This window comes from Pseudothauera nasutitermitis (genome assembly GCF_004801295.1).
In the GTDB taxonomy this organism is placed as follows: Bacteria; Pseudomonadota; Gammaproteobacteria; order Burkholderiales; family Rhodocyclaceae; genus Pseudothauera; species Pseudothauera nasutitermitis.
Window position 1 is genome coordinate 73,249 of the sequence record NZ_SSOC01000003.1, and the last position, 20,848, is coordinate 94,096.

General features: G+C 69.4%; 22 protein-coding genes and 1 tRNA gene. 10 read left to right on the top strand and 13 right to left on the bottom strand.

The window, feature by feature from the left end; all coding sequences use genetic code 11:
• Position 1 precedes the first annotated feature (1 nt).
• Both E6C76_RS07640 and E6C76_RS07645 read left to right on the top strand, forming a co-directional pair.
• On the top strand, positions 2 to 694 hold the full coding sequence (locus E6C76_RS07640) for an amino acid ABC transporter permease (protein WP_136347665.1): 693 nt from the start codon (positions 2 to 4) through the stop codon (positions 692 to 694).
• The gene (locus E6C76_RS07645) at positions 691 to 1,425 is read left to right on the top strand and encodes an amino acid ABC transporter ATP-binding protein (RefSeq protein WP_136347666.1); all 735 of its coding nucleotides are present in this window, start codon (positions 691 to 693) and stop codon (positions 1,423 to 1,425) included. Before E6C76_RS07640 ends, E6C76_RS07645 begins: the two co-directional genes overlap by 4 nt.
• A gap of 18 nt (positions 1,426 to 1,443) precedes the next feature.
• On the opposite strand, the gene E6C76_RS07650 is transcribed toward E6C76_RS07645, so the two are convergent.
• Positions 1,444 to 3,663: a patatin-like phospholipase family protein gene (locus E6C76_RS07650; protein WP_136347667.1), complete on the bottom strand. Its 2,220-nt coding sequence runs from the start codon at positions 3,661 to 3,663 to the stop codon at positions 1,444 to 1,446.
• The gene (locus E6C76_RS07655) at positions 3,663 to 4,847 is read right to left on the bottom strand and encodes a hypothetical protein (RefSeq protein ID WP_136347668.1); all 1,185 of its coding nucleotides are present in this window, start codon (positions 4,845 to 4,847) and stop codon (positions 3,663 to 3,665) included. The genes E6C76_RS07650 and E6C76_RS07655 overlap by 1 nt, the downstream gene beginning before the upstream one ends.
• Positions 4,848 to 5,309: 462 nt before the next feature.
• Between E6C76_RS07655 and E6C76_RS07660 the strand changes: the two genes are divergently transcribed.
• The 6 genes from E6C76_RS07660 to E6C76_RS07685 are packed head-to-tail and all read left to right on the top strand — an operon-like array spanning position 5,310 to position 9,570.
• The gene (locus tag E6C76_RS07660; protein WP_136347669.1) at positions 5,310 to 5,651 is read left to right on the top strand and encodes a cation transporter; all 342 of its coding nucleotides are present in this window, start codon (positions 5,310 to 5,312) and stop codon (positions 5,649 to 5,651) included.
• Positions 5,638 to 6,336, top strand: coding sequence for a ferritin family protein (locus tag E6C76_RS07665; protein WP_136347670.1), 699 nt, complete (start codon positions 5,638 to 5,640; stop codon positions 6,334 to 6,336). The genes E6C76_RS07660 and E6C76_RS07665 overlap by 14 nt, the downstream gene beginning before the upstream one ends.
• A gap of 1 nt (position 6,337) precedes the next feature.
• A complete protein-coding gene (locus E6C76_RS07670; protein WP_136347671.1) occupies positions 6,338 to 6,703 on the top strand; it encodes a hypothetical protein in 366 nt (121 codons plus the stop codon).
• Entirely contained in the window at positions 6,700 to 7,047 is a 348-nt protein-coding gene (locus E6C76_RS07675) for a hypothetical protein (protein ID WP_136347672.1), read from the top strand. Before E6C76_RS07670 ends, E6C76_RS07675 begins: the two co-directional genes overlap by 4 nt.
• Positions 7,031 to 7,435 (top strand): hypothetical protein, encoded by a 405-nt coding sequence (locus E6C76_RS07680; protein ID WP_136347673.1) that lies wholly within the window; start codon positions 7,031 to 7,033, stop codon positions 7,433 to 7,435. Before E6C76_RS07675 ends, E6C76_RS07680 begins: the two co-directional genes overlap by 17 nt.
• The gene (locus E6C76_RS07685; protein ID WP_211090157.1) at positions 7,432 to 9,570 is read left to right on the top strand and encodes a heavy metal translocating P-type ATPase; all 2,139 of its coding nucleotides are present in this window, start codon (positions 7,432 to 7,434) and stop codon (positions 9,568 to 9,570) included. Before E6C76_RS07680 ends, E6C76_RS07685 begins: the two co-directional genes overlap by 4 nt.
• Before the next feature lie 51 nt (positions 9,571 to 9,621).
• On the opposite strand, the gene E6C76_RS07690 is transcribed toward E6C76_RS07685, so the two are convergent.
• The 5 genes from E6C76_RS07690 to E6C76_RS07710 form a co-directional block, all read right to left on the bottom strand.
• Positions 9,622 to 10,050, bottom strand: coding sequence for an HMA2 domain-containing protein (locus E6C76_RS07690; protein WP_136347674.1), 429 nt, complete (start codon positions 10,048 to 10,050; stop codon positions 9,622 to 9,624).
• Between the two features lie 119 nt (positions 10,051 to 10,169).
• Positions 10,170 to 10,246 (bottom strand) — tRNA-Pro (locus tag E6C76_RS07695).
• A 37-nt stretch (positions 10,247 to 10,283) separates the two neighbouring features.
• Positions 10,284 to 11,252: an octaprenyl diphosphate synthase gene (gene ispB, locus E6C76_RS07700; RefSeq protein ID WP_136348150.1), complete on the bottom strand. Its 969-nt coding sequence runs from the start codon at positions 11,250 to 11,252 to the stop codon at positions 10,284 to 10,286.
• A 91-nt stretch (positions 11,253 to 11,343) separates the two neighbouring features.
• Entirely contained in the window at positions 11,344 to 12,084 is a 741-nt protein-coding gene (ugpQ, locus tag E6C76_RS07705) for a glycerophosphodiester phosphodiesterase (RefSeq protein ID WP_230976191.1), read from the bottom strand.
• 2 nt (positions 12,085 to 12,086) lie between these two features.
• A complete protein-coding gene (locus tag E6C76_RS07710; RefSeq protein ID WP_136348152.1) occupies positions 12,087 to 13,373 on the bottom strand; it encodes an extracellular solute-binding protein in 1,287 nt (428 codons plus the stop codon).
• Positions 13,374 to 13,486: 113 nt separating this feature from the next.
• On the opposite strand from E6C76_RS07710, the gene E6C76_RS07715 reads away from it, so the two are divergent.
• A complete protein-coding gene (locus tag E6C76_RS07715) occupies positions 13,487 to 13,867 on the top strand; it encodes a hypothetical protein (protein WP_230976192.1) in 381 nt (126 codons plus the stop codon).
• A 48-nt stretch (positions 13,868 to 13,915) separates the two neighbouring features.
• Here E6C76_RS07715 and E6C76_RS07720 read toward each other — a convergent pair whose 3' ends face one another.
• Complete coding sequence (locus tag E6C76_RS07720) at positions 13,916 to 14,953, bottom strand: aldo/keto reductase (RefSeq protein ID WP_136347675.1); 1,038 nt, start codon at positions 14,951 to 14,953, stop codon at positions 13,916 to 13,918.
• A gap of 106 nt (positions 14,954 to 15,059) precedes the next feature.
• Here E6C76_RS07720 and rlmM point away from each other — a divergent pair, with 106 nt between their 5' ends.
• Positions 15,060 to 16,151 carry a 23S rRNA (cytidine(2498)-2'-O)-methyltransferase RlmM gene (gene rlmM, locus E6C76_RS07725; protein ID WP_136347676.1) on the top strand — a complete coding sequence of 364 codons (1,092 nt, stop codon included), beginning with the start codon at positions 15,060 to 15,062 and terminating at the stop codon, positions 16,149 to 16,151.
• Positions 16,152 to 16,169: 18 nt separating this feature from the next.
• On the opposite strand, the gene E6C76_RS07730 is transcribed toward rlmM, so the two are convergent.
• The 5 genes from E6C76_RS07730 to E6C76_RS07750 form a co-directional block, all read right to left on the bottom strand.
• A complete protein-coding gene (locus E6C76_RS07730; protein ID WP_136347677.1) occupies positions 16,170 to 16,799 on the bottom strand; it encodes an SCO family protein in 630 nt (209 codons plus the stop codon).
• A gap of 35 nt (positions 16,800 to 16,834) precedes the next feature.
• Positions 16,835 to 17,950 carry a YncE family protein gene (locus tag E6C76_RS07735; RefSeq protein ID WP_136347678.1) on the bottom strand — a complete coding sequence of 372 codons (1,116 nt, stop codon included), beginning with the start codon at positions 17,948 to 17,950 and terminating at the stop codon, positions 16,835 to 16,837.
• 64 nt (positions 17,951 to 18,014) lie between these two features.
• Positions 18,015 to 18,980 (bottom strand): ABC transporter substrate-binding protein, encoded by a 966-nt coding sequence (locus E6C76_RS07740; RefSeq protein ID WP_136347679.1) that lies wholly within the window; start codon positions 18,978 to 18,980, stop codon positions 18,015 to 18,017.
• Between the two features lie 41 nt (positions 18,981 to 19,021).
• On the bottom strand, positions 19,022 to 19,783 hold the full coding sequence (locus E6C76_RS07745) for an ABC transporter permease (RefSeq protein ID WP_211090158.1): 762 nt from the start codon (positions 19,781 to 19,783) through the stop codon (positions 19,022 to 19,024).
• The gene (locus tag E6C76_RS07750) at positions 19,783 to 20,679 is read right to left on the bottom strand and encodes an ABC transporter ATP-binding protein (protein WP_136347681.1); all 897 of its coding nucleotides are present in this window, start codon (positions 20,677 to 20,679) and stop codon (positions 19,783 to 19,785) included. Before E6C76_RS07750 ends, E6C76_RS07745 begins: the two co-directional genes overlap by 1 nt.
• Between the last annotated feature and the right edge of the window lie 169 nt (positions 20,680 to 20,848).

Consider the following 20,848-nt stretch of genomic DNA (forward strand, 5'->3'; position numbering starts at 1 on the left):
CATGGACTTCTCCGTCATCACCAACAACCTGTCCTACTTCCTGCTCGGCGCCTGGCCGCACGGCCCGCTGGGCGGCGCCGCGCTGACCCTGGTGCTGAGCGTGTGCTCGGCGCTGGCCTCCGGCGTGCTCGGCCTGGTGTTCGGCGTGGCGCTGGCCATGACGCACGGCGCCGCCCACCAGGCGCTGGTGCTGTTCCTCGGCTTCTTCCGCGCCATTCCGGTGCTGATGCTGATCTTCTGGACCTATTTCCTGCTGCCCATCGTGTTCGGCTTCAACGTGCCGGGCGTGGGCACGGTGATCGTCGCGCTGTCGCTGATCGGCGGCAGCTACCTCGCCCATTCGGTGTACGCCGGCATCCGCAGCCTGCCGCCCGGGCAGTGGCAGGCCGCCGCCGCGCTGGGGCTGGGGCGGGTGCAGGCGCTGCGCTACGTAATCCTGCCGCAGGCGCTGCCGATCATGCTGCCCTCCTTCCTCAACCAGTGGATCGCGCTGATCAAGGACAGCTCGCTGGCCTACGTGATCGGCGTGGGGGAACTGTCCTTCGTCGCCACCCAGGTGAGCAACCGCGAGATGGTCTATCCCACCGAGATCTTCCTGTTCGTCGCCCTGCTCTATTTCCTCATCTGCTCGTCGCTGGAACTGGGCGCCGGGGCCATCGCCCGGCGCTACGGCACGGCGGCCAAACCGACATGATCGTCATCGAAAACGTTTCCAAGTGGTACGGTAAAACGCGCGTGCTCGACCACTGCAGCACCCGCATCGCCCAGGGCGAGGTGGTGGTGGTGTGCGGCCCGTCGGGCTCGGGCAAATCCACGCTGATCAAGACCATCAACGGACTGGAGCCCTTCGACGAAGGCCGCATCGTCGTCAACGGCGTCTCGGTGGGCGCGCCGGGCACCAACCTGCCGAAACTGCGCGCGCACGTCGGCATGGTGTTCCAGAGCTTCGAGCTGTTCCCCCACCTGACGGTGATCGAGAACCTCGCACTGGCGCAGGTGGTGGTGCTCGGCCGCAGCCGCGATGAAGCCCGCACGCGCGGGCAGGGTTACCTCGCCCGCGTCGGCCTGGACGGCTTCGCCGACCGCCTGCCCGCGCAGCTTTCCGGCGGCCAGCAGCAGCGCGTGGCGATCGCCCGCGCACTGTGCATGGACCCGGTGTGCATGCTGTTCGACGAACCCACCTCGGCGCTCGACCCGGAGATGGTCGGCGAGGTGCTCGACGTGATGGTGGAGCTGGCCGGCGAGGGCATGACCATGGTGTGCGTGACCCACGAGATGGGCTTCGCCCGCAAGGTGGCCGACCGGGTGATCTTCATGGACCAGGGCGCCATCCTGGACGATTGCGCCGGCGAGGCGTTCTTCGGCGATCCCGACGGCCGCCCGGAGCGCGCGCGCCAGTTTCTCGCCCGCGTGCTGCCGCACTGAGCGGCAACACGCGCACGCTCAGTACGGCTGGCCGAACAGCAGGTAGTAGCGCGGCTCGCCGACCCGCGAAGCGTAGGCCACGCCGACGTACAGCGGCCCCAGCACGGTATCCGCGCCGAGAAACAGTGACATCGAGTTGCGGTTGCCCAGCGACGGCGCGTCCAGCGCATCGTTGCGCAGGTTCGCCCACTCCAGCGAACCACCCAGATACACGCCGCGCCCCAGCGCCTCCGGCAGGGTGTTGATCAGACGGTAGTAGGATACGTTGGCCATCGCCACCTGGTCGGCCGCCAGTTCGCCGTAGCGGTAGCCGGACAGACGCAGCGGCCCGCCCAGCGTATAGCGCCCGGCCGCGGGCAGTTCATGGTCCGGGCTGCCCGCCAGCGTCAGGTTGACCAGCACGCTGTGCGGCCCGCGGGAACGCACCCAACTGGTGTCGAGTTCCATGTAGCGGTAGTCCAGATCGCTGCCGAAGCGTCCGGAATGCCATTCGCCGAGCAGTTGCGCGCGCACGCCGCGGCGCGGGAAGAACGGGCTGTCCAGGCGGTCCAGCACGGCCGACACGCGCAGCTTGCCCTGCTCCACGTTCTGCTTCGGATAGACCTCCACGCCGCTGATGATCTCGCCCTTCTCGCGTCCGCGGTGCCAGCCCGCGCGCAGTTCGCCCCACTCGTCCAGCTCGTAGCCCAGATCCAGCCCGATGGTGGCCTCGCGCACGCGGAAATCGGCTTGCTTGCGGCCGTTTTCATACACCGGCACGCTGCGCATGCCCACCTGCGCCACCGGCGCGACGAACCAGGAGCTCTTCAGTCCCAGCGGCTGGAACAGTTCCGCGCGCAGGCGGTTGCTGGTGCCGACCTGCGCATCCAGGTTCAGCCGCCCTTCCCAGTCGTTGAGCCAGCGCCGCGACAGCCCGGCGAACAGGCCCACCGCGCCGCCGCCCTGCAGATCGGCGGCTAGCCCGCCGCCGAAGCGCAGGTAGTTCGGCCCCCAGGACTTGTCCACCGCCTCGACGAACAGGCGCCCATAGGCGCCGTCGCGCTCGATGCGGTAGCGCAGGCGCTCGAAATCGCCGCGCGCGTACAGGCGCTGCAGATCGGCCTCCAGCACCGCGCTGTCGAGGGGATGGCCCTCTTTCTGGCGCAGCCCGGCCAGGATGCCGGCGGGCGGCACGTGGCGCAGCCCTTCCACCTCCACCTTGGTGACGATGGGCGCCGGGCGCTGCAGGCGTGCCTGGCGGTGCATCTGCCAGCGCGCATAGACCTCGGGCTCCACGGCGAAGCGCGCCAGTTCGGCGGCCGCCGCGCGCGCCGCGCGCTCGCCCAGCGGAATGGTGTCGAGCACACGGGTGAAGTCGCGCGAACTGATGTCCTGCAGATCCACCTCCACCAGCACGTCGCCCTCGCCCAGGCGGCCGAGCTGCTGCTGCACGTTCTGCTCCAGCGCCAGGTTGATGGCCTGCAGCACGATGTCGGCCACCGTGTTGAGGCGCTCGCGGCCGAACGGCGGCGTGCCCAGATTGACCGCGATGACGCGTCCGCCGCACAGTTCGCGGCCCACATCCACCGGCAGGTTCATCACCAGCCCGCCATCGACCAGCAGGCGGCCGTGGTGCTCGATGGGCAGGAACACGCCCGGCACCGCCATGCTGGCGCGCATCGCCCGCCACAGCGGGCCGTCGTTGATCACCACCATCCCGCCGGTTTCCAGGTCGGTGGCAATGGCACGGTAGGGCAGCGCCAGCGTGTCGAAGGCGCTCAGCGACTCGACGTCGCCCGCCAGCCCGCTCAGGAACAGATCCAGCTGCTGGCCGGTGATGGCGCTCTGCGGCAGACGGAATTCTCCGCCGCCCCAGCCCAGGGTGATTGCCGAACGGTTGCCGGCGGAATCCTGCTTCTCGCGGAACGGCTGTTCGTCGCGCGGCAGGGCATTCTGGAACATCTCCGTCCAGTCGGCCGCGCGCACCCGGCGCTCCATCTCGTCCAGCGCCATGCCCGAAGCGTAGGCGCCACCGACGATGGCCCCCATGCTGGTGCCGACCACGCAATCCACCGGCACGCGCAACTCTTCCAGCACCTTCAGCACGCCCAGGTGGGCCACCCCGCGCGCGCCGCCGCCGGACAATACCAGGGCCACGCCCTCCGGCACGGCGGGTGTGGCCGGCGTCACGGGCGCGGCCGCCAGGGCGCCAGCCGGCAGCAAACCGGCCAGCGCGGCCGCCAACAAAAGACGACGCATCAAACCTCCAGCTTGTGTAGAACGCGCTCCGCGGCCTCCGCCAGCGCGCCAAGCGCGGCATGGCGCGCGCGCTTGGCGCGCCCGTGGCCGCGCAGCAGGGAACCGCCCGCCCCGGCCAGCAGGCCGATCCACCACGCCTGCCCGGCGGCCAGCGCCAGGCGGCTGGCGCCGGCCGACAGCAGGATCTCCGCGCCGCGCGCGCCGAAGCGTTCGCTGCGCTCCAGCAGGCTGCGCGAACGGTCGGCGAAGGTCGCCAGGGCCAGGAAGGCCAGCCCGGCCGGACTGGTCGCCCAGCCTCCGTCGGGCGCTTCTGCGCGCAGATCCGCCGGCTCCAGATCGGCCAGCGCGCGCTCCACCGCACGCGGGTCCGGCCCGTCTCCTGCAGCGCGTTCCAGCATGGCGCGCATCAACAGTTCGGCGGTGAGTTCGTCCACATCGTCGGAAACCAGATCGGCATGGCGGGCGAGCGCCGCGCGCACGTGCACGAGCGATTCCTCCGCCTTGCGCTGCAGGGCTGCGTTGCCCGCCCCGGCGCCATCCTCGATGCGGAATCCCGCCGCCTCGCCAGCAGCCGCCACGGCCGCGTAGCCGGCGGGCAGGTGCCCGCGATTGAGCCACTCGGCATAGCGCGCCGGCAGCGTCTCCATGCGCGCGGCCGGACCGGGCACGCATCCACGCACGCCCATCAGCGCCCGGTAGCGCTCGGCGCTGGCCGCGATGCGCGCGCCCAGCACGGCGAAATCCTCGCCGCCGAGCGCGGCGGCATCCAGCGCGCCGCCGACCTGCTCGACCACCGTGGCGAACGCCCCGGCCGCCGCCGCGCCGATCGGTTCACCGGCTGCACGCGCGGCGGCCACCCCGCCGGCCGCGCGCCCCAGCACGGCGCCGGAACGCCGCAAGGCCTGCGCGCCCAGATCGCGCGCACGCTCTCCCAGCCCGCCCTCTGCGGAACGCGGCCCTTCACCCAGAGCCCTGCCGGCGGCGGACAGGCCGGCACCCGCGCCGTCGAGCAGATCGGCCGCGCTGCGCGCGGCTTCATCCACGCCGGCACCGATCACGCGGCGCACGTCATCCTTGTGCTCGCCCAGGGCGAGCGCGCCGTTGCCGGCCGCACGCAATGCGGACTTGAACAGGCTGCGTGCCTGAAAGCCCGCCTTGCGGGCCTTGTCGGTCAGATCGGACATGAACGCTCCATGCGTACTGGAATCCAGCCGCGGCCGGGGCGGGCCGCGAAGCTGCGGGATTATCCCACGCGCTCCCGGCACGCACGCGCATGTGCCGGTTTCGGCAGGTATCCGTCGGACCGCCGGATGCGCGCACGATTCCGGCACCCCGGTCCACACCCCCGTCGCGCAGCACGGCGTCGTGTTCATATCGCATGCCCCGCGGGCGCAATACCCCGCGCCGAGCCGCTCTTGACCGGCATCAGGGCCGCATGCGCCGGCAAGGCGTACGCTGTTCGGCAAATCGACCACGCGCACGCGGCGGAGTATGATTCCATCGGCACGACAGAGCAGTCCACCGTAGCCGGCCCGCATCGCCAGCATCCGCCAGCCAAGCGCCATACAGCGTGGAAACCGCCCGGCTCCTGGTCGTGTATCGATCCGTCGGCGCGTCCTCGACGCGCCGCTTTGCTGGAAGCCTTCATGCCCGAATTCGAGGAACTGCGCGCATTCCTGAACAGTGTGCGCATCGCCCACCACATCCGCGGACGCATCCGCCTCAAGCTGCAGGGCGGCGTGCCTGGCGCCGTCGAACTGTCCGGCGCGCAGGCGCGCGCCTTCCAGTCCGTGCTCGACCGTCTTCCCGGCATCCAGTCCGTTCAGACCAACCTGCTCGCGCGCTCGTGCACGGTGATCTACGACACCGATGTGATTTCCGAGCGGGCCTGGGGCGACTTCCTGAGCGGCATCCAGTCCGAACCGGCAGGCAGGCTCGAACGCATCCTGCGCGATGCCTACCAGGAGATCGCCGATGCTCAATCATGACGAAACGATCCTGCGCACCCGGCGCATCGATCCGGCGGCACCGTTTCCGGTGGTCCATCAGGCGGTGCGCATCGCGCTGTACGACGAGTACGCGGCACGCAGCTTCCATGCGCGGGTGATCGAGGCCTTCGGCCCGCGCGCGCCCTTCCCCAAGGCCCTGCAGGGCTGCACGCAGCGCATCGGCATGCTGCTGAAGATCTGCGAGCGCTTCGGCATCCCCCGCCCGCTCGATCCCTTTCCGCAGGAAACCACCGTCGAACCCAGCTGGCTGGCAAACTGCCTGCGCGCCCTCGCGGGCGAGGCCGGCAAGGTCCGCCTGCATGCCGAACTGCTGATGCAGGTCGGCGAGCCCGCCGTCCGCCAGGTGCTCGAAGAACTCCAGCACGGCTCGCTGCACGAGTACCTGCCGGCCTTCCAGCAGGCGGTGGAAGCCGCCCAGGCGCAGGAGAACTATCACGCCGCGCATGGCATCGGCCCGCAGCAGGCCTATGTGCGCCATGGCCCACTGGCCGATTTCCTCGAACGCGCGTTCGCCCAGCTCGGCCCCTACGCCGGACCACTCGGTCTATTCAGTCCGCTTCTGCGCCATACACCCCCCGCCATGCTGGCCGGCATGGTCGCGGGCGGCGCCGGAGTCCATCTGTTGAAGAAAAACAGAATCGGCCGCCATCGCAAGGAGTCCTGACATGTTTCCGCTTTTCCCCTTCGTCGCAGGCGTGGTGACCGGCGCGGTCGCACTCCGCCTGCTCAAGACCGACAAGGCCGGCCAGAGCCTGGACATTGCCCGCCAGGGTCTGGACAAGGCGCGCGACAGCCTGCGCAGCGCCACCGTATCCAGCCTGGAGGCCATCGAAAGCGCCTCCAGCCGCGCCCGCTCACAGTTGGGCACGCCCGCGGCCGAGACCCCCGCCGCCGAGCCGGCAGCCGCCAAGCCCGCCCGCAAGCGTGCGCCGCGCGCGGCCAAGCCGGCAGGCAAGGCGGCCGGCAAGCCCGCCAGCGCCAAGGCCGCGCCCAAGAGTGCCGCCAAGGCTGACAAGGCGGCCGGCGAATGAATGCACGCTTCGCACCGCGCACGGCCTTTCCGGCACCCGCCCGCCCACGCGGCGCGGGGGGCGGCTTCGCCCAGGGTTTCGTCACGGCGGGCTGCCTGTCCGCCTTCCAGGACCGCCCTTCCCCCCAATCGCCCACCGACCTGAGGCGCGTGCTGCGCCACGCCCTGCAGGGCGGCACGGCACTGGCCGCCGGCAGCCAGGCCGCGCAGGCCCTGCGCCAGCGCGACTACACCCGGGCGCTCGCCGCCACGGTAGCCGGCGCGGCCGGCGTACTGCTCATCGAACAACTGCTGCGCGACGCAGCACCCAGCGAACAGGAGAACAGCAATGGGAAAAAAGCGTAAGAAAGGCAACGGCCGCAACGACTATCAGCCGCCGTACGGGCAGTACGGCTACTACGGCCAGCAGGGCGATGCCGGCTTCGCCCCCGGCATGGGCGGCCCCGGCCTGCAGGAAGGGCTGCGCGCCGGGCTCAACGCCGCCGGGCTGGACGCGGGGCTGCTGCAAGGCATGCCGGCCTTTCTGCGTTCGCGCAACACCGAGCAGTTCCTGCTCGGCGCGCTGATCGGCGCGGCCGCCGCCTGGGTGCTGAGCGACGAGGAACTGCGCGGCAAGCTGGTCAAGTCCGCCATCAAGCTGTACGCGGGCGTGGCCGGCGGCTTCGAGGAAATGAAGGAGCAGATGGCCGACATCCGCGCCGAGGTGGAAGCGGAGCAGCACGGGGACGCATGATGGCGGCTGGCTGGGTCTCGGCGCTGGAGCCGGTCCATACGACACGCGGCCGGGTGCGCTGGCGCTACCGCTGCCACCCCGGCACGCCGCGCGAGGCACGCGTCATCGAGCGCGCCGTGGAAGGCATCGAGGGCGTGCACAAGGCACGCCTCAATCCCGCGGCACGCTCGCTGGTGGTGGAGTTCGACCCGGCGCTCACCGACGCGGAACGCATCGCCCTCGGCATCCTGCGCCTCACACCCGTCCCGCAACGCAACGGCGCCCCTCGCAACGACGAGGTCAGCGCCGCCCCGGTCGCGCTCAGCGCGGCCAGCCTGCTGGCCTCACGCACGCTCAACCCTGCCCTGCAGGCCCCGGTGGCACTGGGCACGGCGGTGCCGCTGTTCGGCGAGGCGGTCGACGACCTGCTCGAAAAGGGCGTGACCTCGCACGTGCTCGAAGCGCTCGCGGTGGCCATCTCCATCGGCCGGCGCGACTACCTGGCGGCCAACACCACCTCCTTCCTGCTCGCCCTCGGCGAGTATCTCGAAGCCTCCATCGAACGCCGTTCCGACGATCTGCTCAAACATCTGCTCAAGCCTGCGGACGATGCGGTATGGGTGGAGCGCGACGGCGTGGAAATGCAGATCGATGCCGCCGCGGTGAAGGTCGGCGACACGGTGATCGCCGCCACCGGCGGCATGGTCCCGGTCGATGGCACCGTGCTCGGCGGCGAGGCACTGGTCAACGAGGCGGCGATGACCGGCGAGAGCGTGCCGGTGGAACGCCGGCGCGGCGACCGCGTGCTGTCCGGCACGCTGGTCGAGGAAGGCCGCCTGCGCATCTATGCCGAACACGTCGGCGCGCAGGCCGCCGCCGCGCGCATTGCGGATTTCGTCGAACAGTCGCTGGCGGTGAAGAGCAACACCCAGCTCGAAGCCGCGCGCATGGCCGACCGCCTGGTGCCCATGGTGCTCGGGCTGGCGGGCGGCACCTGGCTGGTGTCGCGCGACTGGCAGCGCGTCGCGGCGGTGCTGCAGGCCGACTATTCCTGCGCGCTCAAGCTGTCGACGCCGGTCGCCTTCAAGGCGGCCATGTACGAGGCCGGCAAGGCCGGCATGCTGATCAAGGGCGCGAAGGCCCTGGAACGCCTGGCCGAGGCCGACACCTTCGTGTTCGACAAGACCGGCACGCTGAGCACCGGCAAGCTGGAGGTGACCGATTCGGTCGCCTTCAAGCAGGGCTATTCGCCGGAAGACCTGATCAACCTGGCCGCCTCGGTCGAGGAACACTACTTCCACCCGCTCGCCCTGGCCGTGGTCGAGGCCTCGCGGCGCCTGGACAATCCGCGCCACTTCGATCACAAGGAAGTCGAATTCATCGTCGCCCACGGCGTCGCCAGCGTCATCGACGGGCGGCGCATCGTGGTCGGCTCGCGCCACTTCGTCGAGGACGACGAGGGCATCCCCATCGACGCGCATTGCGTACTCATCGAACGCCTGCAGCGCGAAGGCAAGACCCTGCTCTACATCGGCTACGGCGGCGAACTGCTGGGCGTGCTGGCGCTGCGCGACAGCCTGCGCCACAACAGCGCGGCCACCATCCGCCGCCTGCGCGAACTGGGAGTGAAGCACGTGCTGATGCTCACCGGCGACCACCCGGAACGCGCCAGCGCCACCGCCGGGGAGCTCGGCCTGGACGAATTCCACGCCGGCCTGCTGCCCGAGGACAAGGCGCGCATCCTGCAGGAACTGGCCGCCCGGGGCGCGCGCATCGCCTTCGTGGGCGACGGCGTCAACGATGCCCCCGCGCTCAGCGGCGCGCACGTCGGCATCTCCATGCACAATGGCGCGGACGTCGCCCGCCTGGCCTCGGACGTGGCCCTGCTCGAGGACGACATCGCCCGCGTGGCCGACGCCAAGGCCCTGGCCCTGGCCACGCGCCGGCTGATCGACAGCAACTTCAAGCTCACCGTGGGGCTCAACACCAGCATCCTGTCGGCCGCCGCCTTCGGCTGGCTGAAACCGATCGCCGCGTCCGCGCTGCACAACGGCACCACCATCGCGATCCTGCTGCGCGCACTGGCCGGCGCCGGGCTGCCGCACGCGCACAGGGCTCGTTCCGCAAGCGCCGGAGCAAGACACGGGAAGGGATGAACGCAGAGGCGCGGCGGGACACCACCCGGCCGCGCGGCGGCGGCCCCTCGCTCAGCGCAGGATATGCTTGCGATGCACCGCGAGATGCACGCCCAGACAGGCGACGAACACCCCGCCGGCCACCGCGTGCCAGTGCTTCTGCCCTGCGGCGGCAAGTACCAGCGAAGTCCCCAGGCTACCCAGCATGCCGAGCTTGGCCGCTCGATTGACACGATTGCGCAGGCGGTGGCGGCCCTTGCGCCGCGGCGCCGCCAGCACCGCATCGACGGCCTCGTCGACCGTGCGCTCGAACGCTTCCACATCGATCCGCCCGGCATCGTAATGCAGCACGATGCTGCCGGCCGCCGCATTGCCGCGCAGTCCGGCCACGCCCTCCAGCGCCGCCAGGGTCTGTTCGAGCAGATCGAGCCGGTCGGGTGCGCGCAGCGCGGGGTCGCGGACGCGGATGCGACCGGGCAGGGAGGAAACGATGCGGGTCATGATGTGTGTCCTGATGGTGCTGCGGAATCACCCTAGCACCCGCGCGGCAGCCAGGCAATACGGCGCCCGATGCCGCAAAAAGAAAAAGCCACTCGATGAGTGGCTTTTCCGGGAATGGATGGTCGGGGAAAGAGGATTCGAACCTCCGGCCCCTGCGTCCCGAACGCAGTGCTCTACCAGGCTGAGCTATTCCCCGACACTTTTACTTTCGCCTCGCGAAGCCGATCAATATATCAGCGATCTCGCGTAACCGCAAAGTCTGATAATTGTAGCAGCGCGTCCTTGAAAATGGAAGGGGGCAAGGCCCGCAGCGCCTCGGCCGCCAGCACGGCTTCGGCCTGCGCGTGGCGGCGGCTCACCTCCAGCGCGCCGGTGGCACGGATGGCCGCCAGCACGGCCTGGAAATCGTCGCGCCCGCCGCTTTCGATGGCCCCGCGCACCACCCCGGCCTGCTCGGCGCTGCCGTGCTGCATCACGTGGATCAGCGGCAACGTGGGCTTGCCCTCGGCGAGGTCGTCGCCCAGATGCTTACCGGTGGCCGCCTCGTCGGACGAATAATCGAGCACGTCGTCGATGATCTGGAAGGCCGTGCCCAGATGCATGCCGTAGGCCGCCAGCCCCTCTTCCTGCTCGGCCGTGCCACCGCCCAGGATGCCGCCCAGGCGCGCGGCGGCCTCGAACAGCTTGGCGGTCTTGTAGCGGATCACGCGCAGGTAGTCGTCGATGCCAACGTCGGCGTCGTGACAGTTGAGCAGTTGCAGCACCTCGCCTTCGGCGATGATGTTGGTGGCGTCGGCCAGCACCTGCATGACGCGCATGTCGTTCACACCGACCATCATCTGGAAAGCGCGTGAATACAGGAAATCGCCCACCAGCACGGAGGCGGCGTTGCCGAACATGGCGTTGGCGGTCTTGTTGCCGCGGCGCAGTTCGGATTCGTCGACCACGTCGTCGTGCAGCAGCGTGGCGGTATGGATGAATTCCACCACCGCGGCGAGTTCATGGTGATGGGTGCCCTGGTAGCCCATCGCGCCGGCGGTGTACAGCACCAGCGCCGGACGCAGGCGCTTGCCGCCGCTGTGGATGATGTATTCGGCCACCTGTCGGACCAGCACCACGTCCGAGTGGAGGCGCTGACGGATCACCGCGTCGACGGCCTGCATGTCGGCGGCGATCGGGGCGAAGAGCTGCTGGATGGACACGGCGGAAGCGCTCACGGCAAGGCAAAGAGCGGGATGGTAGGAGGCCGGCCGCAGCCGCGTCAAGGAGGCCGCTCGCACGCGGGTGGCGCGCTCAGGACACCCGGATGAGATCGGGACGGTCGGTGATCACGCAATCCACGCCCCAGGCCAGCAGTTCCGCCGCGCGCGGCGGCTCATTGACGGTATACACCGCCAGGTGCAGGCCCGCGGCCCGCACGGCGTCGACCTGGGCACGCTGCAGGCCGGCATCGGCAACATGCAGGGCCACCGCCCCCAGCCGCGCGCAACGCGCGGCGAAGTCGGCCGGCACGCCCTCCACCAGCAGGCCTCGCGGGAGTTCGGGCGCGCGGCGCCGGGCGGCATCCAGCGCCGTCTCGGAAAACGACGAGAGCAGCGGTGGCAACACGGCGGCGCTCCACAGCCGGCTCGCCAGACCGGCGGCCACTTCGCCGGTCTGCGCTTCACGGCCGCTTGAAGGCTTGATTTCCAGATTGACCGCGAGCCCCAGCGCCGTGCAGCGCTCGGCGGCTTCCGCCAGCGTCGGAATGCGCTCGCCGGCGAAGCGCGCGGCGAACCAGCTTCCGGCATCCAGCCCGCGCAACGCGGCGTACGGCGTATCGGCCACCGCGCCGCGGCCATTGCTGGTGCGTTCCAGGGTTTCGTCGTGGATCAGCACCGGCACGCCATCGGCGCTCAGCATCACATCGAACTCGACGCCCCGGCAGCCCGCCGCGACGGCGACGGGCAGGCCGGCCAGGGTGTTCTCCGGCGCCAGCGCGCCGCCGCAGCGATGCGCCAGCACGCGCGGCCAAGGCCACGCAGCAGGCAGCACGTTCAGCGCGCTCCGGCGGGCGGGTGCAGACGCGCCACGGCGGTGTCGAGCGCTTCCTTGGCCGGTTTCACGTCGGCCCACACGGCGGCCAGTTCCTCATCGAGCACGCGGCGCACGGATTCTCGCCCGACCAGGGAAGAAGAGGAGGAATCGGCGGTGGCCGGTTTGTTGGTGAGCTGGTGGACGGCCACCCGCACGTTCTCCAGGTCCTCGCCGAGCAATTCGCTTTCCGAGGCCAGCAGACCGGCACGGTTGAGCGGCAGATAGCCGGCCTCGCGCTGCCAGGCAACCTGGTTCTCCGGTTGCAGCCAGAATGCCACGAAGCGCGCCAGCACACGGTATTCGGCGGGCTTCTTGCCGGCCGCCACCCACAGCGAGGCGCCATCGGCCAGGGTGTTCTGCGGCGCGCCGGGGAAGTCGTCGTAATACGGCAGGCGCAGTACGCCGATGTCCAGGCCGGACTGGCGGCGGAAGTTCGCCCAGCTCGCCGACGGGCCGGCCAGCACCGCGCATTCGCCGGAAGCGAAGCGGCGCTCGGCCTCCGGGCCGCGATCGAAGATGTGCAGATAGCGCGCGCGGTGCCAGCTCGCCATCATCGCCACGTGCTTGATCTGCACCATGCCGTTGAAGGCCGGCGCGTCGGCGCGCCCGCGGCGCGCGGTCACCGGCGTGTTGTGCCAGGCGCTGAGGTTCTCCACCATCACCTTGCCGGGCTCGGACACGGTGTAGGGGCAGGCGTTGCCGCTGTCGAACAGCTGGCCGAGGGCGTGCTGCAGATCCTGCCAGGTCTGGATCGGCATGTCCGGATTCAGTCCGGCCTTGCGGAAGCTCTCCCGGTTCACATAGAGCACCGGCGTGGCCAGCCCCACCGGCAGCGCCAGCAGGCGGCCCTGGGCATCGACCGGCTTGCGCGTCATCATCACCGGCGGACGCACGGTCTGCAGCGGCACGCCGGCCGAGCGCATGAGCTCGTGCAAGGGCCGGTAGCGCGGCTTCTGCCCGGCCAGGAAAAGCTCTTCCGCTTCGCCGTCGAGAATCATCAGGTGCGGCAGGTCGCCCTGCTGCCAGTCGCGCCGGCCGAGCACGACGTGGTATTCCTTGTTCTGCGCGTTGAAGTGATCCACCAGTGTCTGCAAGGCCTGGGTTCTGGCAAGATCGAAGGAATGGACAAGTTCCAGTTCCTGCGGCGCGCGCGCTGCCTGCGACTGCGCCAAGGCCGGCAGCGCCACCGCGGCGGCCAGCAGGAAGCCGGCGCGCACGAGACGCTGCAGGCGGAGGGGCGAAGACATCATGATGGTGATCGCTCGTAGGAAGTGTTTCAAGTATTTCCGTTGGCGGACGTTATTTTTGGTGTACGCCGCGACACAGGCTGTAAGAAATTATGTTCACCGCCGTCAAACGAATGCTACTCCTGCTGTGCCTGCCCTTGTTGCTCGGTTGCGAGCGCATGGCCGACCTGCTCGAACTGCCCGACCCCCAAAAGGAAACCGAGATCGCCGAATCGGAAGGGCGCGCCATCGGCGGTGCCTGCCGCCATGCCGGGCGCTCCCTGGAAGACTGCTACGCCCTCAACCCCGACGCGGTGAAGGCAGCGGTGTTCGCCGGCTGGCGGGACATGAACGACTACATGATGGAGCATAAGCTGCAGGACGTGCCATCGCATTTCGTCCTGCCGCCCGGAAGCGCCGTCATCGGCCCCGCAGGCTCGGTCGCGCATGGCGAGGAAACGCCGAAGATCACGCCGGGAACGCCCTTCACCCCGATCCAGCCCCCGAAACCGTAACGGCGGGGCCGGGGCCGCATTCACCCCCGCCTGCAGGATGTGCGCCACTCAGGGCGCCGGATTGGCGTTGCACTGGTGGATGGCGTCGATTTCTTCCAGCAAGTCGGCGCTCGGCCGGACCGCCCAGGCGGCCAGATTCTCTTCCAGTTGCGCCAGCGTGGTCGCACCGATGATGGTGCTGGCGACGAACCAGCGGTGATAGACGAAGGACAGCGCCAACTGCGTCGGCGTCAGGCCGTGGCGGCGGGCCAGCGCGGCATAGGCTTCCACCGCCGGCCGCACGCCAGGCTTGGCGTAGCGCTGGCCGAAGCCCGGAAAGGCCGCCACCCGGCCCGGGGCGGCCGGATCGTCCAGATACTTGCCCGACAGATGGCCAAAGGCCAGCGGTGAGTAGGCCAGCAGGCCGACGCGCTCGCGGTGGCAAACTTCCGCCAGGCCGTACTCGAACACCCGGTTGAGCAGGTTGTAGGCGTTCTGCGTCGACACCATGCGCGGCAGGCCGGACTCCTTCGCCAGTTGGGCGAATTGCATCACCCCCCAGGGATGTTCGTTGGACAGCCCGACATGGCGGATCTTGCCCTCCTCCAGCAGTTCGGCCAGCGCTTCCAGCTGGGCGCGGATGGGCGTGCATTCGCGCTCCTTGCCCGGGTCGTACTGCCATTGGCCGAACAGCGGCTGGTTGCGCTCCGGCCAGTGCAGTTGGTAGAGGTCGATGTATTCGGTGCGCAGCCGGCGCAGGCTGCCTTCCACCGCCGCGCGGAGGTTGGCACGGTCGAGCGCCAGGGGGCCGCCGCGTATCCAGCCCAGGCCGCGTGCCGGGCCGGCGGCCTTGGTGGCCAGCACCACGCTCTCGCGCGGGCGGCGCGCCAGCCAGTTGCCCACGATGGTCTCGCTGGCCCCGCTGGTTTCCGCGCGGGCGGGGATTGCATACATCTCGGCGGTATCGATGAAATTCACCCCACGCTCGATCGCACAGTCGAGCTGGGCATGCCCCTCGGCCTCGGTGTTCTGTTCGCCGAAGGTCATCGTGCCCAGGCACACGGCCGAAACGCGCGGCCCGTCGCCGCCCAGAAGTCGATATTCCATGGATTGTCCTCTGCTGGTGAACCGGCGGGCTTTGCGCCCCCGGCGGCGGGGCTTATCATCGCCGCCTTCCTCCGATGATACGCCAGCGCTCTGCAGGCGCCCGACCATGTCCGCCTTCCAAAACTCCAAGCTGCCGGTACGCGGCCTGCTGGGCCTGTGCCGTGCCGGTTTCGAAAACGAACTGGCCGCCGAACTCGATGAACTGGCTTCCGACGCCGGCCTGATCGGCCACGTGCGCGCCAAGCCCGGCACGGGTTTCGTCGTTTACGAGACCTATGAGGCGCTGCCCACCTCGGTGTACGAACAGCTGTCCGACTGGCGCCGCCCGGTGTTCGCCCGCCAGCTCCTGCTGTGGTTCGCGCGCGTCACCGATCTGCCCGAGCGCGACCGCGCCACCCCGCTGCTCGCTGCGGTGAAAAGCGCCAACGAACGCTTCGCCGATTTCGTGCTGGAAACCCCGGACACCGACGAGGCCAAGCAGCGTTCCGGCTTCTGCCGGCGCTTCGCCGAGCCCTTCGGCCGCGTGCTGGAGAAGACCGGCGCACTGCGCCGCGCCAAGTCGGGGCTGCCGATCCTGCACGTGCTGTTCGAGGACGCCGCCACCGCCTGGCTGACTGCCGCCTGGCCGCAGGAAAGCTCACCCTGGCCGATGGGCATCCCGCGCCTGCGCATGCCCGGCGGTGCGCCCAGCCGCTCCACGCTGAAGCTGTCCGAAGCCTTCATGACCCTGCTCAGCGAAGAAGAGCGCACCGTCACCCTGCGCGCCGGCCTGCGCGCGGTGGATCTGGGCGCCGCGCCCGGCGGGTGGACCTGGCAACTGGCCACGCGCGGCCTGCACGTCACCGCCGTGGACAACGGCCCGCTGGCCGATTCCGTGCTCGCCACCGAGATGGTCGAACACCTGCGCGTAGACGGCTTCACCTGGCGCCCGCAACGCACGGTGGAGTGGATGGTGTGCGACATGGTCGAACAGCCCTCGCGCATCGCCTCGCTGGTGGCCGAATGGATCGCCACCGGACGCTGCAAGCGCAGCATCTTCAATCTCAAGCTGCCGATGAAGCGCCGCCTGGACGCGGTGGCGCAATGCCGCACGCTGATCCACAAGCGCCTGGCCAGCGTGGGCCCGTACGATCTGCGCATCAAGCACCTGTACCACGACCGCGAGGAGGTCACCGCGTATCTGGCATTGCGCCAGTAAAGCGGCCCGCCCCCGGCGCTACGGCAGATACGGACGCACCGCAGCGGCAATGGCCGATGGAGTTTCGTTGAAGGCCAGATGCGTGCGGTAGCGGCCATCGGTGCCGAGCAGGTAGACGAAGCTGGTGTGGTCGACGCGATAGTTCTCCGCGGATGCGTGGCCGCCGTGTCCGGCATGGCCGGCGTGCGCGCTGGCCGGAGGCTCGCTGTAGTACGCCTTGTAGGCAGCGGCCACGGCGGCAATGCGCTCGGGCGTGCCGGTCAGTCCGACGAAACGGGCATCGAAGTTGGACAGATAGGCGTCGATCACTTCCGGGGTGTCGCGCACGGGGTCCACGGTAATGAACACCGGCACCACCTGCTCGGCCTGCTCGCCGAGCAGTTTCAGCGCCTGGGCGAGGTTGGCGACGGTGATCGGGCACACGTCCGGGCAGTGGGTGAAGCCGAAGAAAACCAGCGCCACCTTGCCGTGCAGGTCACTGTCGCGCACGCTGCGACCATGCTGGTCGGTCAGCTCGAAGTGGCCGCCGATGGCCGGGGCGACGGCGGGAAGCGCCGGGCCGCCGTGGGCGGCGGCCTGCGGAGAGGCGGCCAGGGCGGCCAGCATGGCGGCCAGCGCGAGGCCCGGGCGGATGGTTTTCTTGTGCATGGTTGTGGCTCCGTTGTTGGGGAAATGGATGCGCATCAGTGGCAGATGCCGAAGGTCACCGCCATCAGCGCGGCCAGCGGCGGTGCGTCGAGGGGGAGGTACTTCGCCAGGCGGCGCCCTTCCGCGTCGATGACCGCAAGGCGCGGCTCGCCCGCGATCGGCAGGTAGAACTTGCGCCCGTCCGGTGTCACGGTGCCGCGTCCGCCGGGGCCGGACAGCGGGATGTCGGCGTCACGCGCGGCGCGTTCCTGGTCATACACCAGCACCGCGGGGCCTTCCGCGCTGGGCACGAAGGCCACGGTATCGAACCACGCCGAATACACGTGCCCCAGGCCGGCGGCGGCGGGTAGCGTGGCCTGGGTTTCCAGGGTGAGCGGGGAAACGATGGACATCCGCCGCTGCGCGCTGTCGGGCAGGAACAGCCGGGTGCCGGTGGCATTCGTGTAGGCGCGCGCCACGCCCTCCCCGGCCGCGAAACTGCCCGGGCCGGCGGCGGTGGCGGATGCTTCGAGTTCGACCGCATGGATCGCCCCGTCGGCCGAGCGGGCATACAGATGGCGGCTGGAAACGCTGGGGTACAGCCCGAGGACCGCGCCTGCCGGACCGATGCGCCCGAGTGGACGGCCCGCGTCCAGGTCGAAGCGTTCGATGCCTCCAGCGTCGGCGACATACAGCGTCCGCCCCCAGCGGTCGAACAGCAGGTCGTGCAGTTGCGGATGCCGGCGGGCCGGGCCGAGGGGGACGGCAAAGAGCAGATCGACCAGGGCGAACCGCTCTTCTTCCGGGGAGAACACGGCGGCTTTGAGACGGTCCGGGCTGAGCACGACGCGGCGCGGCACGAAGTCCAGCGCGACGCTGACCACCCGGCCGGTGGTCAGCTCGACCAGGTGGATGCGTGGCGTGCGTCCGTCGATGGCGATCAGCTTGGCCAGATCGCCCGAACCTTCCAGTTGCACCGGCGCCAGGCCCGCGTCCAGCGTGCCGGCGATGCGGTCCTCACGCGTGTCGATGACGGTGATCAGGCTGCTGGCGGGGTGGCTGACGAACAGGTAGAACGCGTCGCCGAAGCTCGCCGCATGTGCCGGCAGGGCGGTGAGCGCGGCGAGGCCGAGCGCGCAGCGCCGGATCAAGGAGAGGAAAGCGGACGGCATGATCTGGATCCGGACCGATGAAGCATGGCGCGGCGGCACGGGGAACGTTCCGCCGCGCCACCGCTTACTGCTTGGCGACGTAATAGGGGTTGAAGCGGTTGGTATACACGTCGGCAGCCTTCTGCGTGCCCGGCTTGAGCTGGCCGATGCCTTCCAGGTAGTCGATCCACCACTGCACCGGGCCATCCGCGATCAGGCCGTTCTCGTAGTAGCTCCAGCTGCCCGCGTACTGCGGATCCAGGCCGCGCCGCTTGGCGAAGATCTGCCCGGCTTCCTCATGGTTCTGGTTGACCCAGTTGGAGGCGCGCACCAGCACCTTGACGAACTTGCGCACCACTTCCGGGTTTTCCTTGATGAAGTCGTCGTGGGTGAAGTACGGCAGCATGCCGGGCTCGCCATCATCGACCGCGTAATCGCTGAACACGGCGGTGGCGGTACGGGTGATCAGCGCCTTCTCGTAGAACGGCGAATGCAGCACGCCCACGTCGATCAGTCCCTGGGTGAGCGCCTGCTCCATGTTCGGATCGGGCAGCACGACGAACTCCACGCTGCCGTCCAGGCCGTTGCGCTTCAGGTACTCCTTCAGCACATACTCGGAGCACGCACCAAAGCTGTTGATGCCGACCTTCTTGCCCTTGAAGTCGGCAATGGACTGGATCGGGCTGCCGGCCTTCACCAGGTACTGCATGTGCGGACGCTCCGGCGTGGTCTGCGCGCCGGCGGCGATCAGGGTCAGCTTGGCGCCGCCCTGGCGCGCGGTGAGCACCAGCGGCGTCATGCGGTTGGTGATGTCCACCTTGCGGGAGGCCACCGAAGGCACGAGCTGGGCGGCGGGGACTTCGCCGACCCAGTCGATCTTCAGTCCTTCCTCTTCGAACCAGCCTTTCTCGTCGGCGATGTAGACCGGGTCGAACCATTGCACGTTGGCGTATTTGATCGGGAACGGATTCGCTCCGGCGGCATGCAGCGCCGGGGCCGACAAGCTAGCCAGCGCCAGGCCGGCTGCGGACAACAGGGTGGAGAGTTTCATTACGGTAGGGCTCCTGGTTTCAACAGTGGGTCGAGGGGGAATCAATGCCCCGTGGCCGCCGCGCGCCACGAGGTCAGGTTGTGCTCCAGCACCAGCAGGAGCTTGTTCAGCACCAGGCCGAAAATGGCCAGGGCGACGATGGCCGCGTACATCTGCGGAATGCGGAAGACTTCCTGCGAGTGCAGCACCAGGAAGCCGAGCCCGGCGTTGGCGCCGATCATTTCGGCGGCCACCAGCACCATGAAGGCGTAGGCCGCACCGGTACGGATGCCGGTGAAGATGGCCGGCGTGGCGGCCGGCAGGGTGACCTTGCGGAACAGCACCAGCCCCCGGGCGCCCATCGAGCGCGCGGAACGGATCAGCACCGGGTCGACGTCGGTGACCCCGGCGGTGGCGTTGAGCAGGATGGGCCACACCGAGGCCCAGAAGATGATCATCACCTTGGACAGTTCGCCGATGCCGAAGAACAGGATGAACACCGGGAACAGCGCGATCGCCGAGACCTGCCGGCTGGCCTGCAGCGGCCCGTCGAAGGCGCCGGCGAACAGATGCGAGGTGCCGATCAGGATGCCGAGCGGCACGCCGATGAGGATGGACAGCCCCAGGCCCAGCGCGGTGCGCTGCAGGCTGATGGACACGTGGCGGACGATCTCGCCCGACGCGATCCAGTTCCACAGCGCGTCCACCACGCTGGAGAAGGGCGGCAGGAAGGTCGGATCGGCCAGGCCGGCGCGCGGGGCGATTTCCCAGGCGCCGAGAATCAACACCGCCACGGAGGCGCGCAACAGCAATGTGCGGATCATCACCCGGCCCTCCGCGAGAAGGCTCCGGCCAAGGTCGCGAACCATCCGGGGGAGGCTTGCCCGACCGCTCGGGCGCGGCTTTCCAGCCCGTAGCCGCTGGCCTTGTTGACCTCGTCGGCGAGCAGTTCCCACAGCTGGTGGCGCACGGCGGAGAACTCGGCGCTGGAACGCACGTCGCGCTCGTGGCGCGGCGCCGGCAGATCGATGTCCACCACCGCCTTCAGGCGCCCCGGCCGCGCGGTGATCACCGCCACCCGCTGCGACAGGAAGACCGCCTCGTCCAGGCTGTGGGTGACGAACACGATGGTCTTGCCGGTGCGCTCCCAGATGCGCAGCAGTTCGCCCTGCAGGATCTCGCGCGTCTGCGCGTCGAGCGCGGCAAAGGGCTCGTCCATCAGCAGCACCTCGGGGTCGTAGGCCAGCGCGCGGGCAATCGCCACGCGTTGCTTCATGCCGCCGGAAAGCTGCGCCGGGTAGCGCTCCTCGAAGCCCTGCAGGCCCACCGCCGCGATATGCCGGCGGGCGATTTCCTCCCGTTCGGCGGCGGCAATCCGCTTGATCTCCAGGCCGAAGGCAACGTTGTCCAGCACGGTCCGCCAGGGAAACAGCGCATAGTCCTGGAACACCACGCCACGGTCCAGGTCCGGGCCCACCACCTTGCGGCCGTGCACCCGGATGTCGCCTTCGGCGCCGGTCAGTCCGGCAATGATGTGCAGCAGGGTGGACTTGCCGCAGCCGCTCGGCCCGAGGATGGACAGGAACTCGCCGCGCCGGACCCGCAGATCGATGTTTTCGAGCGCCAGCAGCGCCTCCGTGCCCGCATGCGGACGGTAGCGCTTGCTCAGCGCGGCAATGGAAATCGAGTACTCCCCGGCATCCTCGGCGGTCAGGCTCATGGCAGTGATTTGATTATCAAAATAAATGGAATGGACGATTCAACACAGATTCCTTCAATAGGAGCAGAAGCCGTGCCAGATGCGCCTTCCGCACAACGGCAAGCCTTTCCGCCTTTCCTGGACATTTCCGTGTTGCCCTGGCAGCACGCTGCTGATCGACTGCTGCTCC